At 57.2% G+C, this 14,774-nt stretch carries 16 protein-coding genes; 7 read left to right on the top strand and 9 right to left on the bottom strand.

The features are described 5' to 3' along the window. Positions 1 to 307 precede the first annotated feature (307 nt). Positions 308 to 805, bottom strand: a complete 498-nt coding sequence (locus tag HMPREF2681_RS09380; protein WP_070438323.1) for a ferritin — start codon at positions 803 to 805, stop codon at positions 308 to 310. 103 nt (positions 806 to 908) lie between these two features. On the opposite strand from HMPREF2681_RS09380, the gene HMPREF2681_RS09385 reads away from it, so the two are divergent. From HMPREF2681_RS09385 to msrB, 3 genes are all read left to right on the top strand, one after another. After that, positions 909 to 1,721 carry a dihydrofolate reductase family protein gene (locus HMPREF2681_RS09385; protein ID WP_049189727.1) on the top strand — a complete coding sequence of 271 codons (813 nt, stop codon included), beginning with the start codon at positions 909 to 911 and terminating at the stop codon, positions 1,719 to 1,721. Positions 1,722 to 1,864: 143 nt separating this feature from the next. Then, positions 1,865 to 3,121, top strand: coding sequence for a glycosyltransferase family 87 protein (locus tag HMPREF2681_RS09390; RefSeq protein WP_246815949.1), 1,257 nt, complete (start codon positions 1,865 to 1,867; stop codon positions 3,119 to 3,121). Beyond that, positions 3,114 to 3,539 carry a peptide-methionine (R)-S-oxide reductase MsrB gene (gene msrB / locus HMPREF2681_RS09395; protein WP_048733231.1) on the top strand — a complete coding sequence of 142 codons (426 nt, stop codon included), beginning with the start codon at positions 3,114 to 3,116 and terminating at the stop codon, positions 3,537 to 3,539. The genes HMPREF2681_RS09390 and msrB overlap by 8 nt, the downstream gene beginning before the upstream one ends. 91 nt (positions 3,540 to 3,630) lie before the next feature. Here the strand turns inward: msrB and hemQ are convergent, their stop codons facing one another. The 3 genes from hemQ to hemE all read right to left on the bottom strand — a co-directional run bounded on the left by hemQ (position 3,631) and on the right by hemE (position 7,107). Beyond that, positions 3,631 to 4,329 (bottom strand): hydrogen peroxide-dependent heme synthase, encoded by a 699-nt coding sequence (gene hemQ, locus HMPREF2681_RS09400; protein WP_049173031.1) that lies wholly within the window; start codon positions 4,327 to 4,329, stop codon positions 3,631 to 3,633. 84 nt (positions 4,330 to 4,413) lie between these two features. Continuing rightward, positions 4,414 to 5,892 carry a protoporphyrinogen oxidase gene (hemG, locus tag HMPREF2681_RS09405; protein WP_049173033.1) on the bottom strand — a complete coding sequence of 493 codons (1,479 nt, stop codon included), beginning with the start codon at positions 5,890 to 5,892 and terminating at the stop codon, positions 4,414 to 4,416. A gap of 105 nt (positions 5,893 to 5,997) precedes the next feature. Next, positions 5,998 to 7,107 carry a uroporphyrinogen decarboxylase gene (gene hemE, locus HMPREF2681_RS09410; protein ID WP_070546926.1) on the bottom strand — a complete coding sequence of 370 codons (1,110 nt, stop codon included), beginning with the start codon at positions 7,105 to 7,107 and terminating at the stop codon, positions 5,998 to 6,000. Between the two features lie 170 nt (positions 7,108 to 7,277). Here hemE and HMPREF2681_RS09415 point away from each other — a divergent pair, with 170 nt between their 5' ends. Both HMPREF2681_RS09415 and HMPREF2681_RS09420 read left to right on the top strand, forming a co-directional pair. Continuing rightward, positions 7,278 to 7,832, top strand: a complete 555-nt coding sequence (locus tag HMPREF2681_RS09415; protein WP_016422661.1) for a DUF3000 domain-containing protein — start codon at positions 7,278 to 7,280, stop codon at positions 7,830 to 7,832. Positions 7,833 to 7,872: 40 nt separating this feature from the next. Continuing rightward, positions 7,873 to 9,174, top strand: a complete 1,302-nt coding sequence (locus tag HMPREF2681_RS09420) for an HRDC domain-containing protein (protein WP_069358719.1) — start codon at positions 7,873 to 7,875, stop codon at positions 9,172 to 9,174. On the opposite strand, the gene HMPREF2681_RS09425 is transcribed toward HMPREF2681_RS09420, so the two are convergent. The 3 genes from HMPREF2681_RS09425 to dut form a co-directional block, all read right to left on the bottom strand. Continuing rightward, positions 9,175 to 10,440 (bottom strand): class I SAM-dependent RNA methyltransferase, encoded by a 1,266-nt coding sequence (locus HMPREF2681_RS09425; RefSeq protein ID WP_070546929.1) that lies wholly within the window; start codon positions 10,438 to 10,440, stop codon positions 9,175 to 9,177. Between the two features lie 134 nt (positions 10,441 to 10,574). Continuing rightward, positions 10,575 to 11,354, bottom strand: coding sequence for a DUF3710 domain-containing protein (locus HMPREF2681_RS09430; protein ID WP_069358721.1), 780 nt, complete (start codon positions 11,352 to 11,354; stop codon positions 10,575 to 10,577). 118 nt (positions 11,355 to 11,472) lie between these two features. Next, positions 11,473 to 11,925 (bottom strand): dUTP diphosphatase, encoded by a 453-nt coding sequence (gene dut / locus HMPREF2681_RS09435; RefSeq protein WP_049173041.1) that lies wholly within the window; start codon positions 11,923 to 11,925, stop codon positions 11,473 to 11,475. 166 nt (positions 11,926 to 12,091) lie between these two features. Between dut and HMPREF2681_RS09440 the strand changes: the two genes are divergently transcribed. After that, positions 12,092 to 12,568: a DUF3093 domain-containing protein gene (locus HMPREF2681_RS09440; protein ID WP_049173043.1), complete on the top strand. Its 477-nt coding sequence runs from the start codon at positions 12,092 to 12,094 to the stop codon at positions 12,566 to 12,568. Positions 12,569 to 12,677: 109 nt separating this feature from the next. On the opposite strand, the gene HMPREF2681_RS09445 is transcribed toward HMPREF2681_RS09440, so the two are convergent. Further along, the gene (locus HMPREF2681_RS09445; RefSeq protein ID WP_016422655.1) at positions 12,678 to 12,974 is read right to left on the bottom strand and encodes a DUF4193 family protein; all 297 of its coding nucleotides are present in this window, start codon (positions 12,972 to 12,974) and stop codon (positions 12,678 to 12,680) included. A 203-nt stretch (positions 12,975 to 13,177) separates the two neighbouring features. Here HMPREF2681_RS09445 and HMPREF2681_RS10985 point away from each other — a divergent pair, with 203 nt between their 5' ends. Continuing rightward, on the top strand, positions 13,178 to 13,786 hold the full coding sequence (locus tag HMPREF2681_RS10985; RefSeq protein ID WP_168161654.1) for a LytR C-terminal domain-containing protein: 609 nt from the start codon (positions 13,178 to 13,180) through the stop codon (positions 13,784 to 13,786). Positions 13,787 to 13,795: 9 nt separating this feature from the next. Here the strand turns inward: HMPREF2681_RS10985 and HMPREF2681_RS09455 are convergent, their stop codons facing one another. After that, positions 13,796 to 14,773, bottom strand: coding sequence for an inositol monophosphatase family protein (locus HMPREF2681_RS09455; RefSeq protein WP_070546932.1), 978 nt, complete (start codon positions 14,771 to 14,773; stop codon positions 13,796 to 13,798). Position 14,774: the final 1 nt, after the last annotated feature.

Here is a 14,774-nt window from a genome sequence, read left to right on the forward strand (position 1 = left end):
CGCCGAGCGGACACACTTTTTGCTACTTAACCCCCAATTTCATCGAGTCCTACCGCTCCCCCGGGTTAAGCAGGAAAAATATTGTCCGGCGGGCGTCTCGGCTGGCAGGTTTTCCAATTCGGCGAGCTTTGCTGAGCAGCTCGCTCGTCTAAATGCTATGGACGGTCAGCCCATGACAGCTCCCCGAATTTCGGTTTGGCTGGACGCCAAGCCCATCAATTGATACCCCAGCTAAATAGAAATGACCGCCCTAGGCAGTTAGCCCCAGGGCGGTCATTTCTATCCAAACTGCGAACCGAGCTCGATATTAAGCTGCGTCGCGAGCGCCAAGCTCCCGGTCGATACGCAGCAGGCCAGCACCGTTGTCGCCAACGATCTCCAGGCGACCGATGATGCCACGCACGGTGTCCTCTTCCTCAATCTGCTCAACCACGAAGCTGTCCAGCAGCGGGCGGGAGTCGAGATCACCCTCGCTATCAGCAAGCTTGCGGAGGTTACGGATAGATGCCGAAACCTTCTCTTCATGCTCGAGAGCAATGCGGAATGCATCGATTGCGGAAGTGACCTTCACCTCCGGTGCGTCGACAGCACCAATCTGCGGGTGGTTGTCGCGAGCATCGAGGTGTGCGATGAACTGATTCGCGTGATCAACTTCCTCATCCGCCTGTGCACGCATCCACTCTGCCATGCCGGAGAAATCCAGCAGGTCCAGTTCGATTGCCAGCTGGCGGTAGACGTGGGAAGCGGTGAGCTCCATAGTGATCTGGTCGTTGAATGCCTTCTCAAGAGTATCTGTTAGTCGCATGCCCCTACTATAAGTCCAATCCTTATAAATGACAACGATTATAACACTTCCCTTATAAGCCAGGCCTTGCCTATTCTGCAATCGTCGGCTTAACCTCGGCGGTATGGCTACACTCACCTCCGTAAGCCCATCGACCGACGAAATTCTGCAGTTTCTTTCTCGACCTGCGCAAACGACACATGATACAGCGGCGGCGTCTCACAACACCTCCACCGTCACGGCCATCGCCGTCACCAGCTTGGACGGACGCGGCGCCGTCGAAGGCACCTCGGGCCAGCTTGGCAACGACACCGATGCCACGGTTTTCAACACGCTTCGCGCGCTTGCCGACGTCGTTTTCGTTGGTACAGGCACCATTGCGTCCGAGGGGTACGGGCCAGTTGAGATACCGGAGTACCTAGAGGCCGTTCGACAGAAGCTAGGTCGCTCCGAGCACGTGGCGATGTCCACACTTTCGCGCTCGTTGGATCTAGATATAGAATCCGACTTTTTCGCGAATGCAGAAGTCAATCCTCCGATAATCTTCACCCCGACTGAGGACGCTTTTAATGATGAAGGAGCAAAGACCGCTCACAAGAACAAAGCTAAAAAGATGGAGTCGGCCGGGGCTCGCGTCGTTAAGCTCCCTAACCCCTCGGTAAAAGCGGCGTTAACCTGGCTGGCTGAACATGGGTATCGGGACATTGTCGTAGAGGGTGGACCGACGATGTATCGAGAAGCATTCAAAAAGGGGTGCGTCGACGAACTGTTCCTGACGTTGTCGCCGATGTGGGTGGGTAACGGTCCCCTGGCTTTCGGCGAGAACGACCCTGATGATGACGGGAACTCGACGAACCCGCAGGCTTTTGAAGTGCGGGATATCCTACGTTCCGACTCACACATCTTCCTACGCTATTCCCGCAGCTTCACCCAGTAGGGTGGAGTATTGTGAGTAAACCAAAAATCGACGTGAGCGCAAGCGCAACGGCATTAACGCAAACGTCCAAGGACACGCCAGAGACAAATTCGGTGGCTCCACGCCCTCTGTCTCGGCACGTGTCGCGAGGACTCAGCGCTTTCTTGTGGCCTATCGCAGCTGTGGTGATTTTTCACCGCACCTGGGTTTTGCCGAAAGACGTTTCTGGCACAGATGACTTTACGACCGTCTGGTCGGCAATTAATCGATTCGTATCGCAGGTACCCGTTTATTCGGAAGACTACGTAACAGCCGATCCGCACTATCTGTATTCCCCAGGCGCTACCCTACTTTTAGCCCCGATTGATTTGTTCGGCTCGCTTGAATCGGGCCGAATCTGGTTTGCGGTGTTTCAGTCAGCTGCAATCATTGCGGCAATTGTATTGCTGCTGAGGTGGCTTGGTATTGCGCGCTCTGGCCCCATCATTCCAGCGTCGATAGCACTGCTCTACCTCACGGAACCCGTTACCAACACCCTTGATTTTACGAACGTCAACGGTTCACTCTTCCTTGCATTAGTGCTGTTTTTTATTGCTCTGACCGAGCGGCGCAATATCCTGGCCGGCCTGATCATCGGTATCGCAATCACCATTAAACCTGTTTTCTTGCCAATGCTGTTCCTACCGTTCATGCGCAGGCAGTTCTCTACGGTACTGACCAGTATCGGAGTGGTAATTGCAGCCAATGTCATTGCGTGGCCGCTCATGGTCCAACCACGTGACTACCTAGATATCACCGTCCCCTACCTGGGAGTTGTCCGTGACTTTGCAAATGCTTCACTGACTGGACAGCTTGTTTGGCTAGGTGCCCATCCGACCCTGATTTTGCTGTGGCAGATCTTTTTCGGCATTTTCGTCTTGGTATCCGTCGTGCTCCTTCTTCGCTGGCTCGAAAGGGATGAGATATTCTGGATTGCTACGACTTCCGGAGTTCTCTTCACCGGCGCGTTCTTCCTTTCCAGCCTGGGCCAGCAGTACTACTCGATGACGCTCTTGCCAATGGTTCTCACCGTGCTTCGCCCATTGGTTTTGGCTCGCGACAATGAAGGAAAAATTGGTTCGACAGTCATGTTGAATTGGGGCGCAGGACTCGGAGTCGTACTCTGTTTCTTCTACGCCAATTGGTGGATTGATGAAGATGACCTCTTTTTCCCGTGGTTCACGGTTGCAATCGGCGGTATTGGATGGGCCGTTCTTATTCTCTCCATCACGGCAGCACTCATTCGAATGACGATTGTGGATGCCGTCAATGGGCGTAGCTTTGCATCCGGCTTCAGCTGGCTGAGCGACTGGAAGATAGCAGGCAGGAAGTCTAATCAGGAATCTGATCTCAAGTCTGAGGAGGCTATTCAGAATGGTTGATTCGCATAGCGAAGACTGGAATCTGAGCGAAGAAGAATGGCGCGAACGCCTCAGTGCCGCGGAGTACCAGGTTTTGCGTCAGGCAGGTACTGAACGCGCCTTCACCGGTGAGTACACCGATACCAAGACTCAAGGTGTCTACCGCTGCCGGGCCTGTGGTTACGAGCTGTTTCGGTCGAACGAGAAGTTCGACTCTCACTGCGGTTGGCCATCCTTCTTCTCTCCACTAGCTGGAGACCGGATTATTGAGCGCCGAGACACCAGCCTCGGTATGGTCCGTACCGAAGTGCTGTGCAGTCGTTGCAAGTCTCACCTCGGCCACGTCTTTGAGGGTGAGGGATACAATACTCCGACCGACCTGCGTTATTGCATCAATTCAATTTCACTCACGCTCGAACCGGACAAGACGGCTGAATAACTAGATAGAGAAGCAGCGCCGCTGGTCAAAATCCCGTCAGTTAACGGGGCTTGACCAGCGGCGCTGCTGATTCTCTCGTTGATTGCGTGAGCTACGGCAGAACGTTGATGATCTCTGCGATGTCATCGACGCGACGTCCCGTGTGGAACGGAATCTCTTCGCGGACGTGCAGACGAGCCTCGGTGTAACGCATCTTCCACATCAAGTCCACAATGCGGTCGAGCTCCGGCCCCTCGAATGCAAGGATCCACTCGTAGTCACCGAGTGCGAACGCCGGGACAGTATTGGCGCGCACATCCGGGTAGTCACGACCGGCCATACCGTGTTCAGCAAGGATGCGGCGTCGCTCGGTCGGCTCCAGCAGGTACCAGTCGTAGGAACGAACGAAGGGGTAAACCGCAATCCATCGTCCCGGCTCTTCACCCATGATGAACGACGGCAGGTGCGACTTGTTGAACTCAGCTGGACGGTGCAGCGCAGCGTTCGACCAGTGCGGAGTGGATGCCTTGCCCAGCGGAGTCTCGCGCAGGAAGGCGTTGTAGAACGCCTGCAGGTCTTCCAGCTTCTCTGCGTGGATCCAGAACATGAAGTCGGCTTCAGCACGCATGGCCGAAACATCGTAGAAACCACGGATGATCAGATCAGTGTCTTCGTAACGAGCCAGGAATTCCTTGGTCTTAGCCACTGCCTCTTCGCGGTTATCACCGAGTGCACCTGGGGTCACCTTGAAGGCAGACCACATGGTGTAGCGGATGGTGTCGTTGAGCTTCTTGAAATCGAGCTTGGTCATTAGTTGTCTCCTAGTTCGGTTGAAAGGTTTGTTTAAAAACGATGGGTCAGCGCCAGTTTCGTACTCAGCACCAATCTCGCAGCTTTATGCCAGCTCCGCAGCAATCTTGCTGGCCGCAGCCTTGGCGTTGGAGATACATTCCGGAATGCCCGGGCCACTGAGCCACGCCCCTGTTGCTGCAAGCTTAGGCACCTCGGCCAAATCCTGGCGAGCAAAATCCATCAGGCCTCCATGCCCCATATCGAAGCGTGGAATCCCCGCCCACCAACGCTGGACGAAAACCGCTGTCGGTTCGGCATCAAAGCCAGTCGCCTTAGCCAAATCTGCTTTTGCCCTGGCGATGAGGTCCTCGTCGCTACGATGCACGTGCGAGTCATCATCAAAACGGCCGAAGCTTGCCCTCACAACGGCACCGTAGCGCTCACCAATATGTGGCCACTTCCGGGACGACACTGTAAAAGCTTTCGCGGACAGGTCAGCACCAATCTCGCACAACACGCCGTTGATCTCCGGCAGTCCTTCCGACGAGTCGAAACACATACCGACCACCGCCGAGTTCGACGTGTCTACCCCACCAATGAGCTCGGCCGCCTCTGGCGCAAGATTGCTCAACAGCTCCGATGTGGTTGCAGAAGGTGCCGCCACGACAACACCGTCGACGTCGATAGTGCTAATGCTCGTGCCGCTTTCCGACGGCAGTTCCACTGTCACCTCAAAGCCGTTGTCATGCTGGCGCAGACCAGTAGCCTTCGTCGACAAGAGGAGTTCGGCTCCCGATTCGTCGACAAGCGTGTTGTAGAGAACCTCGAAGCCGTCGCGGAACGTTTGGAAGACCACCGGTCGCTTCGTCTTCGTCGAATCTGTCGCAGCCTCACTACTCAGACGCGCCTGCTGCGCCTCCTTACGTGCTTCCAGAACGCGCTGGACAGCGCCGGTGAGGCTGACATGGTCACCGACACTAGCCATTTCATCAAGCGCTGCCGCCAGCTGTGGGATGGTCGCACGCAGACCCAGATCGTATGCGGTGGTTGAGTAGACGCCCCCGAGCAGCGGGGAGACGATGCGGTCAACGACTTCCTCACCGAGCCGCGCCGCGACCAGCTGGCCGACATTCATGTCGTCACCCAGTACCCAGTGCAAGGCTGGAGTGAGCTCGGGGTTCGACTCGGCATCAATCTTGGCGAGGGTGGCCTCGCTGAGGAGGTAGCCCAACCCTTCTGAACTTCCTGGAATACCGGTGACCGTGTTACGCGGAAGGTCCTTGAGTTCACCGCCAATGTAGAGCTTGGAAGGCAGCCCCGAAGGGGCGACTAGCTGATCTGCCAACCCGAGTTCCTTGAAAAAATCGGTGGCATCGTGACGGAACGCCAGGTACGCCTCAGCGCCCGCCTCAAGAGGGCCGTTAGCTCCTGGTCGAGTCTTCAGCTTGCCGCCGACCTGTGCACTGGACTCGATGACAATTATTCTTGCGGCGGGTCCGAGCTTTTTACGCAACTCATACGCTGCGCTCAGGCCGGAGATACCGCCACCTATGACGGCAATGGTAGAAGGTTGTGCAACCACGGTATTTCGTACGCTTTCTCTATGCCCGCGCCTCGAGCGGGCACGGTCGATAAGACTTGTAGGAAATTAGCTAGTGCGTGTTTTACACGCCTGTTGCGTCGGCTTTTACGTTGCGTGAATGATCTCAACGGCGCGCGTAATCGCGTCGGCATCGGTATTCGGTAGCACCCCGTGACCCAAGTTGAAGATATGTCCACGGGCGTCACCACGCTTAATTGCACGGTCCGCCTCAGAGCAGATGCGCTGAATCTCTTGGGTCATTGCATCTTCACTGGCAAAGAGAATCGCCGGGTCAAGGTTGCCCTGCAATGCAAGGCTGTTTTCCGCCGGGTCTGCGCCTCGGTGAACGTCGGAAAGCGTGGCACGAATGCGGTTGGCAGCAACGTCCAGTGGCACGCGCCAGTCGACGCCCATGACTTCTGGGCCGGCTTCAGCCATCGCACCGAGAAGCTCGCCGGTGCCCACACCGAAGTGGATGCGCGGAATGCCGGCGTCGGCGACAGCCTGGAAGATTTCCTTCGAGTACGGCAACACAAAGCGGCGGTAATCACGCTCGGTGAGATAGCCAGCCCAGGAGTCGAAGAGCTGAATAGCGTCCACACCAGCGCCAATCTGCGCGCGCAGGAAAGCAATCACCATCGGAGTGATTTTCTGCATCAGGTGATCCCACAATTCAGGGTCCGAGTGCATCAGCGCCTTAGTGCGCTCGTGATTGCGGGATGGACCGCCTTCAATCAGGTACGACGCCAAGGTGAACGGTGCACCGGCGAAACCAATGAGTGCCTGGGTATCATTCAGCTCTTGCAGAATGAGGCCGATACCCTCGGCCACCGGAGCGAGTTGCTCTTCCGTGACTTCCGGTAGAGCCTTGATGTCTGCTTCCGAGCGCACCGGAGTATCCATTACTGGACCGCGGCCAGGAACAATATCCAGGTTGACACCCGCAGCCTTCAGCGGCACGACGATATCGGAAAAAAGAATCGCAGCATCAACGTCGTGCCTACGTACCGGCTGCATAGTAATCTCAGCGAGCAGTTCCGGGCGGAAGCAAGAGTCCAACATACCGATGTCCTTGCGCACCTCACGGTACTCAGGCAGTGAACGACCAGCTTGCCGCATAAACCACACCGGGCGGCGCGAAGGAGTTCGACCGTAAGCTGCATCAAGAATCGGGGCATCAGTCAAAGTGCGACGATTGTTCATACGGACAATCATGCCCCACTTACCTTAGAAATTGATATGTGGGGTACTAAGAACAGGAAATTCTCTCGCCCTGCTGTGCGTTTTCGACGAACCGCTTGGTCGCTTCCCACTCTTTTCGGCGCGCCTCCCACTAACGCAAGCGTCATATGGCTAAGTTCAGGCGCGTGAATGGAACCGATTCAATGCCACAGAACTTCCGCGCCGCGGTCCAGTCAATGCACTCTGCTGAACTGCGACCTGAGATTGCTCTGGGCACCGTTCGGCCACCGCAGAAGCTGGCACCGTTTAGCCACGCTGTCTCGCTTGAGGTCACGCAGCCCGAAGCTGATATCGTCCCCGAGTCCTCGGACGACGATGCCTTTGGTCGTTTAATTTTGCTCCATGACCCCCGCAGTGAGGAAACCTGGGACGGTGACATGCGCTTGGTTGCATACATCCAGGCGGATATGGATGCCTCCCTCGCGGAAGATCCGTTGCTTCCCCAGGTTGCCTGGCAATGGCTCACTGAGGCTCTGGCTGAGAACAACGCCGAACTGTCGAACTTGGGTGGCACGGTGACTACTACGAACTCTGTCCGCTATGGCGAGATCGGCGGCAAGCCACAGGCCTTTCAATTAGAAATGCGCGCATCGTGGACTGCTCGTGGCACCGACCTGCGCACCCACGTTGAATCCTTCGCTCAGGTACTAGCGAACGTCGCTGGTCTGCCACCCGTCGGCGTTTCCCTGCTGGGCTGATACCGGCGACTGCTGATACCGACGACCGAAGAGGCGTGCGATGAGCTCCGACGTGGAAACTAGTCCCGACGTAGAAGTAAGACTTGCCCCAGCCGAGGGAACTCCACGCGTGCTTTCTGCCATCGACGACATTATTGACGCCGGTGAGCAGCTGGCCAAAGGACACGGTTGGCTCGCAGTCGATACTGAACGAGCTTCGGCATATCGCTACGACGACCGCGCCTTCTTGCTTCAATTTCGCCGCCGTGGAGCGGGCACCTTTCTCATCGATCCCGAAGATGGTCGCAAGGCGATGGCCGTTTTCGGTTCCTCAGTCAACGACCTGACCTGGATTATTCACGCCGCTCATTCTGACCTTCCCTGCCTCGCAGCTCTGGGTCTCTACCCCACCAAAGTCATTGACACTGAGCTGGCCGGCCGCCTTCTCGGCCTGGAGCGAGTCAACTTAGCAGCTCTGACAGAGCGACTCCTCGGAGTTGGACTTGCCAAGGGGCACGGTCGAGAGGATTGGTCTACTCGTCCACTGCCAGCAGATTGGCTGGACTACGCAGCCTTGGATGTCGAGCTGCTCATCGAACTCGCCGAGGTTCTTTGTCAGGCGCTGACTGAGCTCGACCGTTTGGAATGGCTGGAACAGGAATGCGAACGCGAACTCGCTCTAAACCGTAAATACCTCGATGGTCTGCACGTCGTACACTCGTGGCAGGGGCTCAAAGGGATTGGGAAGCTGCGCACTCCCGAACAACTTAACGTCGCCCGTGCACTGTGGACTGAGCGTGACGAAATCGCGCAGCGCCGTGATGTCTCCCCAACACACGTCATGGGTCACAGCGTTCTACGTACAATCGCAGAACAACTCCCCGGTACGCAGCGTGAACTAACTGCAATCCGTGGATTTCCACGTCGCCGTCGCGGTGCCGCGGACGCTTGGTTGAAGGTCGTTAATGAAGCCCGTCAGGAACCCAGGTCGTCATGGCCGAAGCCCCAGAAGCAGGCTCCCAACCAGATGCCCCACTTTCGACGTTGGGCTGAGCATGCCCCACAAGCCGCCGAAATTTTCGAAACCACGCGAGACTGCATCGACAACGTCTGTGCCCAAATCCACCTGCGCAAAGACACACTCATTACCTCCGCGCAGACACGTGAACTGGTGTGGTGGATTCACAGCCGCGCAGTCGGCTCATTCGTTTTCCGCCACCACGACAACTACGCTGGCGGCCTGCCAGCCGTTACCGAAATCTCCGCTCACCTCAGCGAACAGGGTTTCCGCCCATGGCAGGCACATTTGCTTGCCGACGTGATCGGCGCCAACGTTCTTGCGCCCATGCGGCAGCCACTCTAGCTACAGCTGCTCCAGCACTGCGATGGTTTCAAAGTGATGCGTTAGACCAAATGCGTCCACGACCTCGAGGTGTTTGAACGCGTAGCCGTAGTCAGCCCAGTACCGGGCATCGCGGGCAAAAGTCGCCGGATCGCAACCGAAATGTACAACCACGCGTGGCTTTGCCTCAGCAATAGCGGCAATGGCATCCTTACCAGCACCGGAGCGCGGAGGGTCGAGAACAACGATATCCGGGTTTGGAGTTTCCTCATTAGCAACTTCGCGGCGCACTACTTCGGCGACATCCCCAGTAACGAACCGGACTGGTGCCGCAGGCGACGCATTCGCACTGTGGTCAGCTGCAGTGAAGGCCTTGCGCCCCGCCGTCGCTGCCGCTGCAAAACCCTCGACAGAGAGAATTGAGCCCTCTGCGTCAACAAGCTTGCGAAGTGCCGCCGACAGAACGCCTGCGCCACCGTAAAGATCCCAACCACAGGAGAAAGACTGACCGGCCAACAGGTCAATGATGCGCGATCCATAGAACTCAGGGGCATGGCAATGGGCTTGCCAAAAACCGGTAGTCGGCACATCGAAAGTGATTCCGTGAACAGTGTGCTGTGTGGTTGGCTCGCCTTCAATCACCGTTTGCTTGCGGTTCCTGCCGCTGCCGGAAACGTACACAGCACTTCGGTTACCCTCCGTGTCCATGGCCACATGGAGTTCTCCTGGCTTCGGCTTCTTGCTCCCGCGACCGCGAGCAGGCTTAGCGGCGGGGATGGTTCCGGCCGTCGAAAAGCCAGCGATGAGATTGGGAACTGTTTGGACGCACTCGGAGCCGATGACGAGCTCGTGGGAACGGGAACGCCGTAATCCCGCTCGTCCCTGGGAATCCACACCCAGCCGCACGCGCGTGCGCCAACGGGAGGTCGGAGCCAGTGGAAGAACATCGATAGCTGGCAGCTCGTCGGCGGTGAAACGTCCAAGACGGCGCAGGCAATCGGTCAAGACATCAGCCTTGAGACGCGCCGCGTGCTCAGGATCAATAAAACCCCAGTCGCAACAGCCCGCGCCCTGCTGAGCTGCTTCGCAACGCTGCGTAATTCGATGCTCTGAGGCATCCAGAACCTCAACGACATTGCCGCGCCACAGCTTGGCATCAGGTTTGGCAATTTCGACAACAACGCGTTCGCCGGGGATACCGCCGGTGACGAAACCGATTCGTCCGTCGTAGCTGGCAATGAATTCTCCGCCGGCAGCGGGACGGTCAATAGTCACTTCGATGTTCACGCAGTGTGATACTACCCGCTGACAAGAGAAAAGCCGCTGTCGGGTGACGGCGGCGGGCAGTGCACAGTCGCGCCTGCAGATCCTTTTCTAACTGGTCAAGCAGCTAGCTTCTCTCTGCTGGCGGGTTGACCAAACTAATTGGTGGAGCCATCTGGGTTGATACCAGTAGCGCCTGGCACCTGCCCGGGTTCACCTTCAGCTTGGGCAGCCTGGGTCTGCTGCTGGTATGCCTGACGAATCTGCTCGGCCATCTGGGACGGCAGCGTAACCGGAAGCGGCTGACCTGCTGGCATCGGGTTCTCACCGCGAGAGACGAAGCTACGGGCAAGGAGACCGCGGGCGAGGTCCGCGAGTTCCTCCGCCCGATTAGCTGGACCGGAGGCCGTCATGCGAAGCATCCAACGCGGGCCGTCGGCGCCGATGATTCGCATTTCCATGTCGGAGGTGCGACCTACGACCTCAGAACCCCACGGCCCCTGCTCGACATGGACATCGAGGCCATCGGACTCAAGACCGTCCTTGATTTCCTGAGCGGACTCCTCCCAGAGACCGCCCGACGTCGGAGCAGCGAATGCTACAGGAGTTACGCGGCCATTCTCAGTGGCGACGTGCAGCATGGTTGGACCTGTCGGCCCCATCTCCACCTGAATATCACCAACGTGAGGAATAGGCAGCAGCATCGAACCGAGGTTCAGGCTGGCCTTCGCGAAGTCCGAAAAATCAAACTGCGTCGGGCTAGCGCTGTTGATATCGAAGGGGCCGTTTGCTGGTGCGTTCTCCGCGGCGGTTTCCGACGCGTCGTCATGCACGGTTGCGGTAGCCTCCTCAGAAGCTGGCGCCGCAGAGTCGGTGGTAACGGCCTCTGCCTCAGCAGCTGGTTCTTCTGGCTGGTTCTTCTTTCCAAATGGCCACATGGTGGTTTATTGACACCTCGCTAAAACGAAATCTTTGTATACGCCTTTGTAAACACTTTATTGAGCTCTTCACGCATTGAACCACACTTAGTAGGATCCCCGCGCTATCAGAGGTGTTTTAAAGCGTCGTGGACACTCCGGTTGACCCGTGACCGCCCGCACCGCGTTCAGTTTCATCGAGTTCATCGACTTCCACCATCGGGCTGAGCTCGACCTTCTGCACAACCAATTGGGCAATTCGATCGCCCTTGGCGATCTCCACCGCATTGGTCGGGTCCAAGTTGATCAGGCAGACTTTAAGCTCACCACGGTAACCGGCATCGATAGTGCCGGGTGCGTTGACGATGGACAGCCCCTTTTTGAAAGCCAATCCGGAGCGAGGATGAACCAATCCCACTGTGCCCGCCGGCAAAGCAATGGCAATACCGGTTCCCACGAGCGCCCGCTGCCCTGGTGCTAGGATGACATCCTCCACTGAGCTCAAATCCACACCGGCATCATCGGCATGCGCACGCTGGGGAATCACAGCGTCTTTAGCGAGCTTTTTCACTTGCACCGGGGCATAAGTCATCTCTTTGTATATCCTTCGCTGTCGCGTCTTTTAAGAACCGCACTTCGGCCTTGTCAGTACCGAGCATAGCCGTGCCCTAGAATGGATAACCGTGAGTGGAAAAGATAACCTGCAGCCTCGTCGCGACGACAGCTCAGCATCCGTCTCTGAAGGTGCGGCAATAGCAATGAGCTCGAGCGGAGATTCATCGATTGTCTATTCCGAAAAGCTCTGGGTTCCCTGGTGGTTCTGGGTACTCGGCGCTGCTGCCGTTTTTGTATGCACGGCCCAGATTGGCTTTAACCGTTCACCGATTTGGCTTGTCATCGGCGGCATTATTTGTCTGGCCGTGGGCGTGTGGGTGCTGTTGACTATGTCGAAGACCACGGTGTCCGTGGAAGTGGACAGCACTGGTGAACGCTGGCTTCACGCTGGCACGGCAGTTTTGCCAGCATCGGTTGTTGCCAAATCCCTGGTGGTCCCGAAGTCCGCGCAGCGCAATGCGTTGGGCCGTCAGCTCGATCCAGCAGCGTTCCTGGTTACACACACGTGGATTCCCACGATGGTGCTGCTAGTCCTCGACGATCCGGACGACCCCACCCCCTATTGGCTGGTCTCCACCCGCCACCCCGAGGCACTGCTTGACAGTCTCTTCGACCGCTAGGTCAAATCTCTCACCGCCGCTACACGCTTGCCGACGGCCCCAGCGCCGCCAGAACCGTGGTAGTGGCGGTTTTCCTTTTTCCTAGGAAGCTATCCCGGCTGTGCGGGGATTAGGCACAGTCCTGACAGATGGGGAATCCATCGCCGTTATCGATTGCGATCATTGAGCGGTGCATCACCATGAAGCAGGAGCCACAGGTGAATTCATCCTCCCCCTTCGGGGCAACATCCATATCGAATTCTTCACCCGCGATGTCGGCAACCGGCAACTCGAACGGCTCAACAATTTCGCCGTCGTCAGTGTCGTCGATTTCCTTCTCAGCAGATGCAGCCTGAAGGCCCTCGAGGGAATCGGTCTCCAGCTCTTCGGTTTCACGAGTACGCGGGGCATCGTAGTTTACAGCCATGTCCCAAACCTTCTTTCTGGACCTTTGCTAGACATTGTGAACTGACTTTTTCTCGGAGAATACAACGCGTTGAGACGATTGACACCCTGTACTCTCCAGCGCCTTTCTCAGCGGATATTAAGGCAATTCACGCAATCTGTCATCTCTGCAGGTCAAAATAGGTTTCTATGCCAATAAGCCGAGGAGAGGATAACATGATGGCTATGAGTTCAGGCCCCGCGAGCACTTCGAGCACGTCACATCGACGAAAAATTGTTCCCTACGTGGTGGTTTCCGTCGTTGCTGTAGTGATTGCCGCTACGTTGTGGGTGTTGGCATTCCGCAGCCAACCGGCAAGTTATCCGGTGTCCTGTTCCCTCCCCGCGGCTGGGCCCCCTGTTTCCTCCACCACGCTAATCGGAGAGCACGTCGTTCCACCGTCGGATGTTCATGTGCGCGTTTATAATGCCAACGGCAAAGTCGGCCAGGCTACAACCGTCGCCGAGCAATTGCGGCAGCTCGATTTTGTCCTCGATGAGCAGGTTCCCTACGGCAACGACCCTATTGTGGAAAACCAAGACCTCGGTTGCTTCGGCCAGCTGCGTTATGGCGAGGACTTCAATGGCCACGCCGCAGCGCTTCACGCTCTTTTCCCCTGCTTTGAGCTCATCCACGATGGTCGGCCGGATGCAACCGTCGATGTGTCCTTGGGTAAGGGGTTTAAGGATCTCGAAGTAGCCAGCCAGGTTGAGGAAACGATGTCCGCATTGAACCGTGGCGAACAAGCCGACCTAGAGGGGTTGAGCTCGTTAGGCTCGAGCACCTGCTCCTAGACCGACGCACTAATTCCTAGCCTGCGCGACAGCACCATCCAATGCCTCGAAGAACGCATCGGCAACTTCAGAGTTCGCCGCACCGACACCAAAGTCGAGCGGGTCTCCCTCCGGCCGGCCAGTAACGTTGGCACACTGAGTGAATTCCGGGACCCTAATCCTTGCGCCTGCTTCAGCCGCAATCAGAGCACCAGCTGCATAATCCCAAATCTTGATGTCGTGTTCGTAATACGCATCAACACGGCCGTGCGCCACCATGCACAAATCCAGCGCCGCCGATCCCATGCGCCGAATATCTCGACACTCCCCCAGCAACTGCGACGCTATCCGGCCCTGCACCTGCCGGAGACTAGCGGAATAGCTGAATCCCGTTGCCACAAGTGTCTTTTCCAGCTCGGCCGTTGGGGAACAACTAAGCGTCTGCACAGTGCCGTCCCGCCGAGAAACCTGAGCGCCCTCTCCCTTAGCTGCACTGTAAATCTCTCCCGAGGACACATTTGCCACTGCACCCGCCACTACCTCATCGCCTACGGCGCAAGCGATACTCACGGCACAATTGGGCAGGCCGTAAAGGAAATTCACCGTGCCATCAATGGGGTCTACAATCCAGGTCACCGCTTCGCCCTCGTTGGCAGCCTGCGCTGGGGAACTCGCGCCGTCGTCAAGCCCGCCTTCTTCGCCCAAAATGCGGTCAGAGCTGCTAAACGTCTTGATAAGCGAACGAATGAGCTCCTCAGATTCACGGTCGACGACGGTGACGGGGTCAACAGCTGAGGACTTCGTTTCGGAACTTGCTAAAACGCCATCGGAGCCGAGTTCGACCCGACGACTGGCGATGTGCGCCGCGGCTGCGCGGGCGATAAGTACCGCGCGGTCACGCAATTCCCCGACGCTGGGCCGCACGGACCCGGGGCTATTCGGTGCAGCAGACCCCCTATTATCCGCGCTGTTAGCGAGTTGTTCGGTGCCATGCGAGTTATTGCTCATG

Source organism: Corynebacterium sp. HMSC064H12 (assembly GCF_001809925.1).
Taxonomy (GTDB): Bacteria; Actinomycetota; Actinomycetes; order Mycobacteriales; family Mycobacteriaceae; genus Corynebacterium; species Corynebacterium jeikeium_D.

Coding starts and splice junctions, on each gene's coding strand:
- HMPREF2681_RS09455 (WP_070546932.1), bottom strand. CDS start 14,773: ATGAGCAATAACTCGCATGGCACCGAACAACTCGCTAACAGCGCGGAT.
- HMPREF2681_RS10985 (WP_168161654.1), top strand. CDS start 13,178: ATGAGTTCAGGCCCCGCGAGCACTTCGAGCACGTCACATCGACGAAAA.
- HMPREF2681_RS09430 (WP_069358721.1), bottom strand. CDS start 11,354: ATGTGGCCATTTGGAAAGAAGAACCAGCCAGAAGAACCAGCTGCTGAG.
- HMPREF2681_RS09415 (WP_016422661.1), top strand. CDS start 7,278: ATGCCACAGAACTTCCGCGCCGCGGTCCAGTCAATGCACTCTGCTGAA.
- hemE (WP_070546926.1), bottom strand. CDS start 7,107: ATGATTGTCCGTATGAACAATCGTCGCACTTTGACTGATGCCCCGATT.
- HMPREF2681_RS09445 (WP_016422655.1), bottom strand. CDS start 12,974: ATGGCTGTAAACTACGATGCCCCGCGTACTCGTGAAACCGAAGAGCTG.
- HMPREF2681_RS09440 (WP_049173043.1), top strand. CDS start 12,092: ATGAGCTCGAGCGGAGATTCATCGATTGTCTATTCCGAAAAGCTCTGG.
- dut (WP_049173041.1), bottom strand. CDS start 11,925: ATGACTTATGCCCCGGTGCAAGTGAAAAAGCTCGCTAAAGACGCTGTG.
- HMPREF2681_RS09380 (WP_070438323.1), bottom strand. CDS start 805: ATGCGACTAACAGATACTCTTGAGAAGGCATTCAACGACCAGATCACT.
- hemQ (WP_049173031.1), bottom strand. CDS start 4,329: ATGACCAAGCTCGATTTCAAGAAGCTCAACGACACCATCCGCTACACC.
- HMPREF2681_RS09385 (WP_049189727.1), top strand. CDS start 909: ATGGCTACACTCACCTCCGTAAGCCCATCGACCGACGAAATTCTGCAG.
- HMPREF2681_RS09420 (WP_069358719.1), top strand. CDS start 7,873: ATGAGCTCCGACGTGGAAACTAGTCCCGACGTAGAAGTAAGACTTGCC.
- msrB (WP_048733231.1), top strand. CDS start 3,114: ATGGTTGATTCGCATAGCGAAGACTGGAATCTGAGCGAAGAAGAATGG.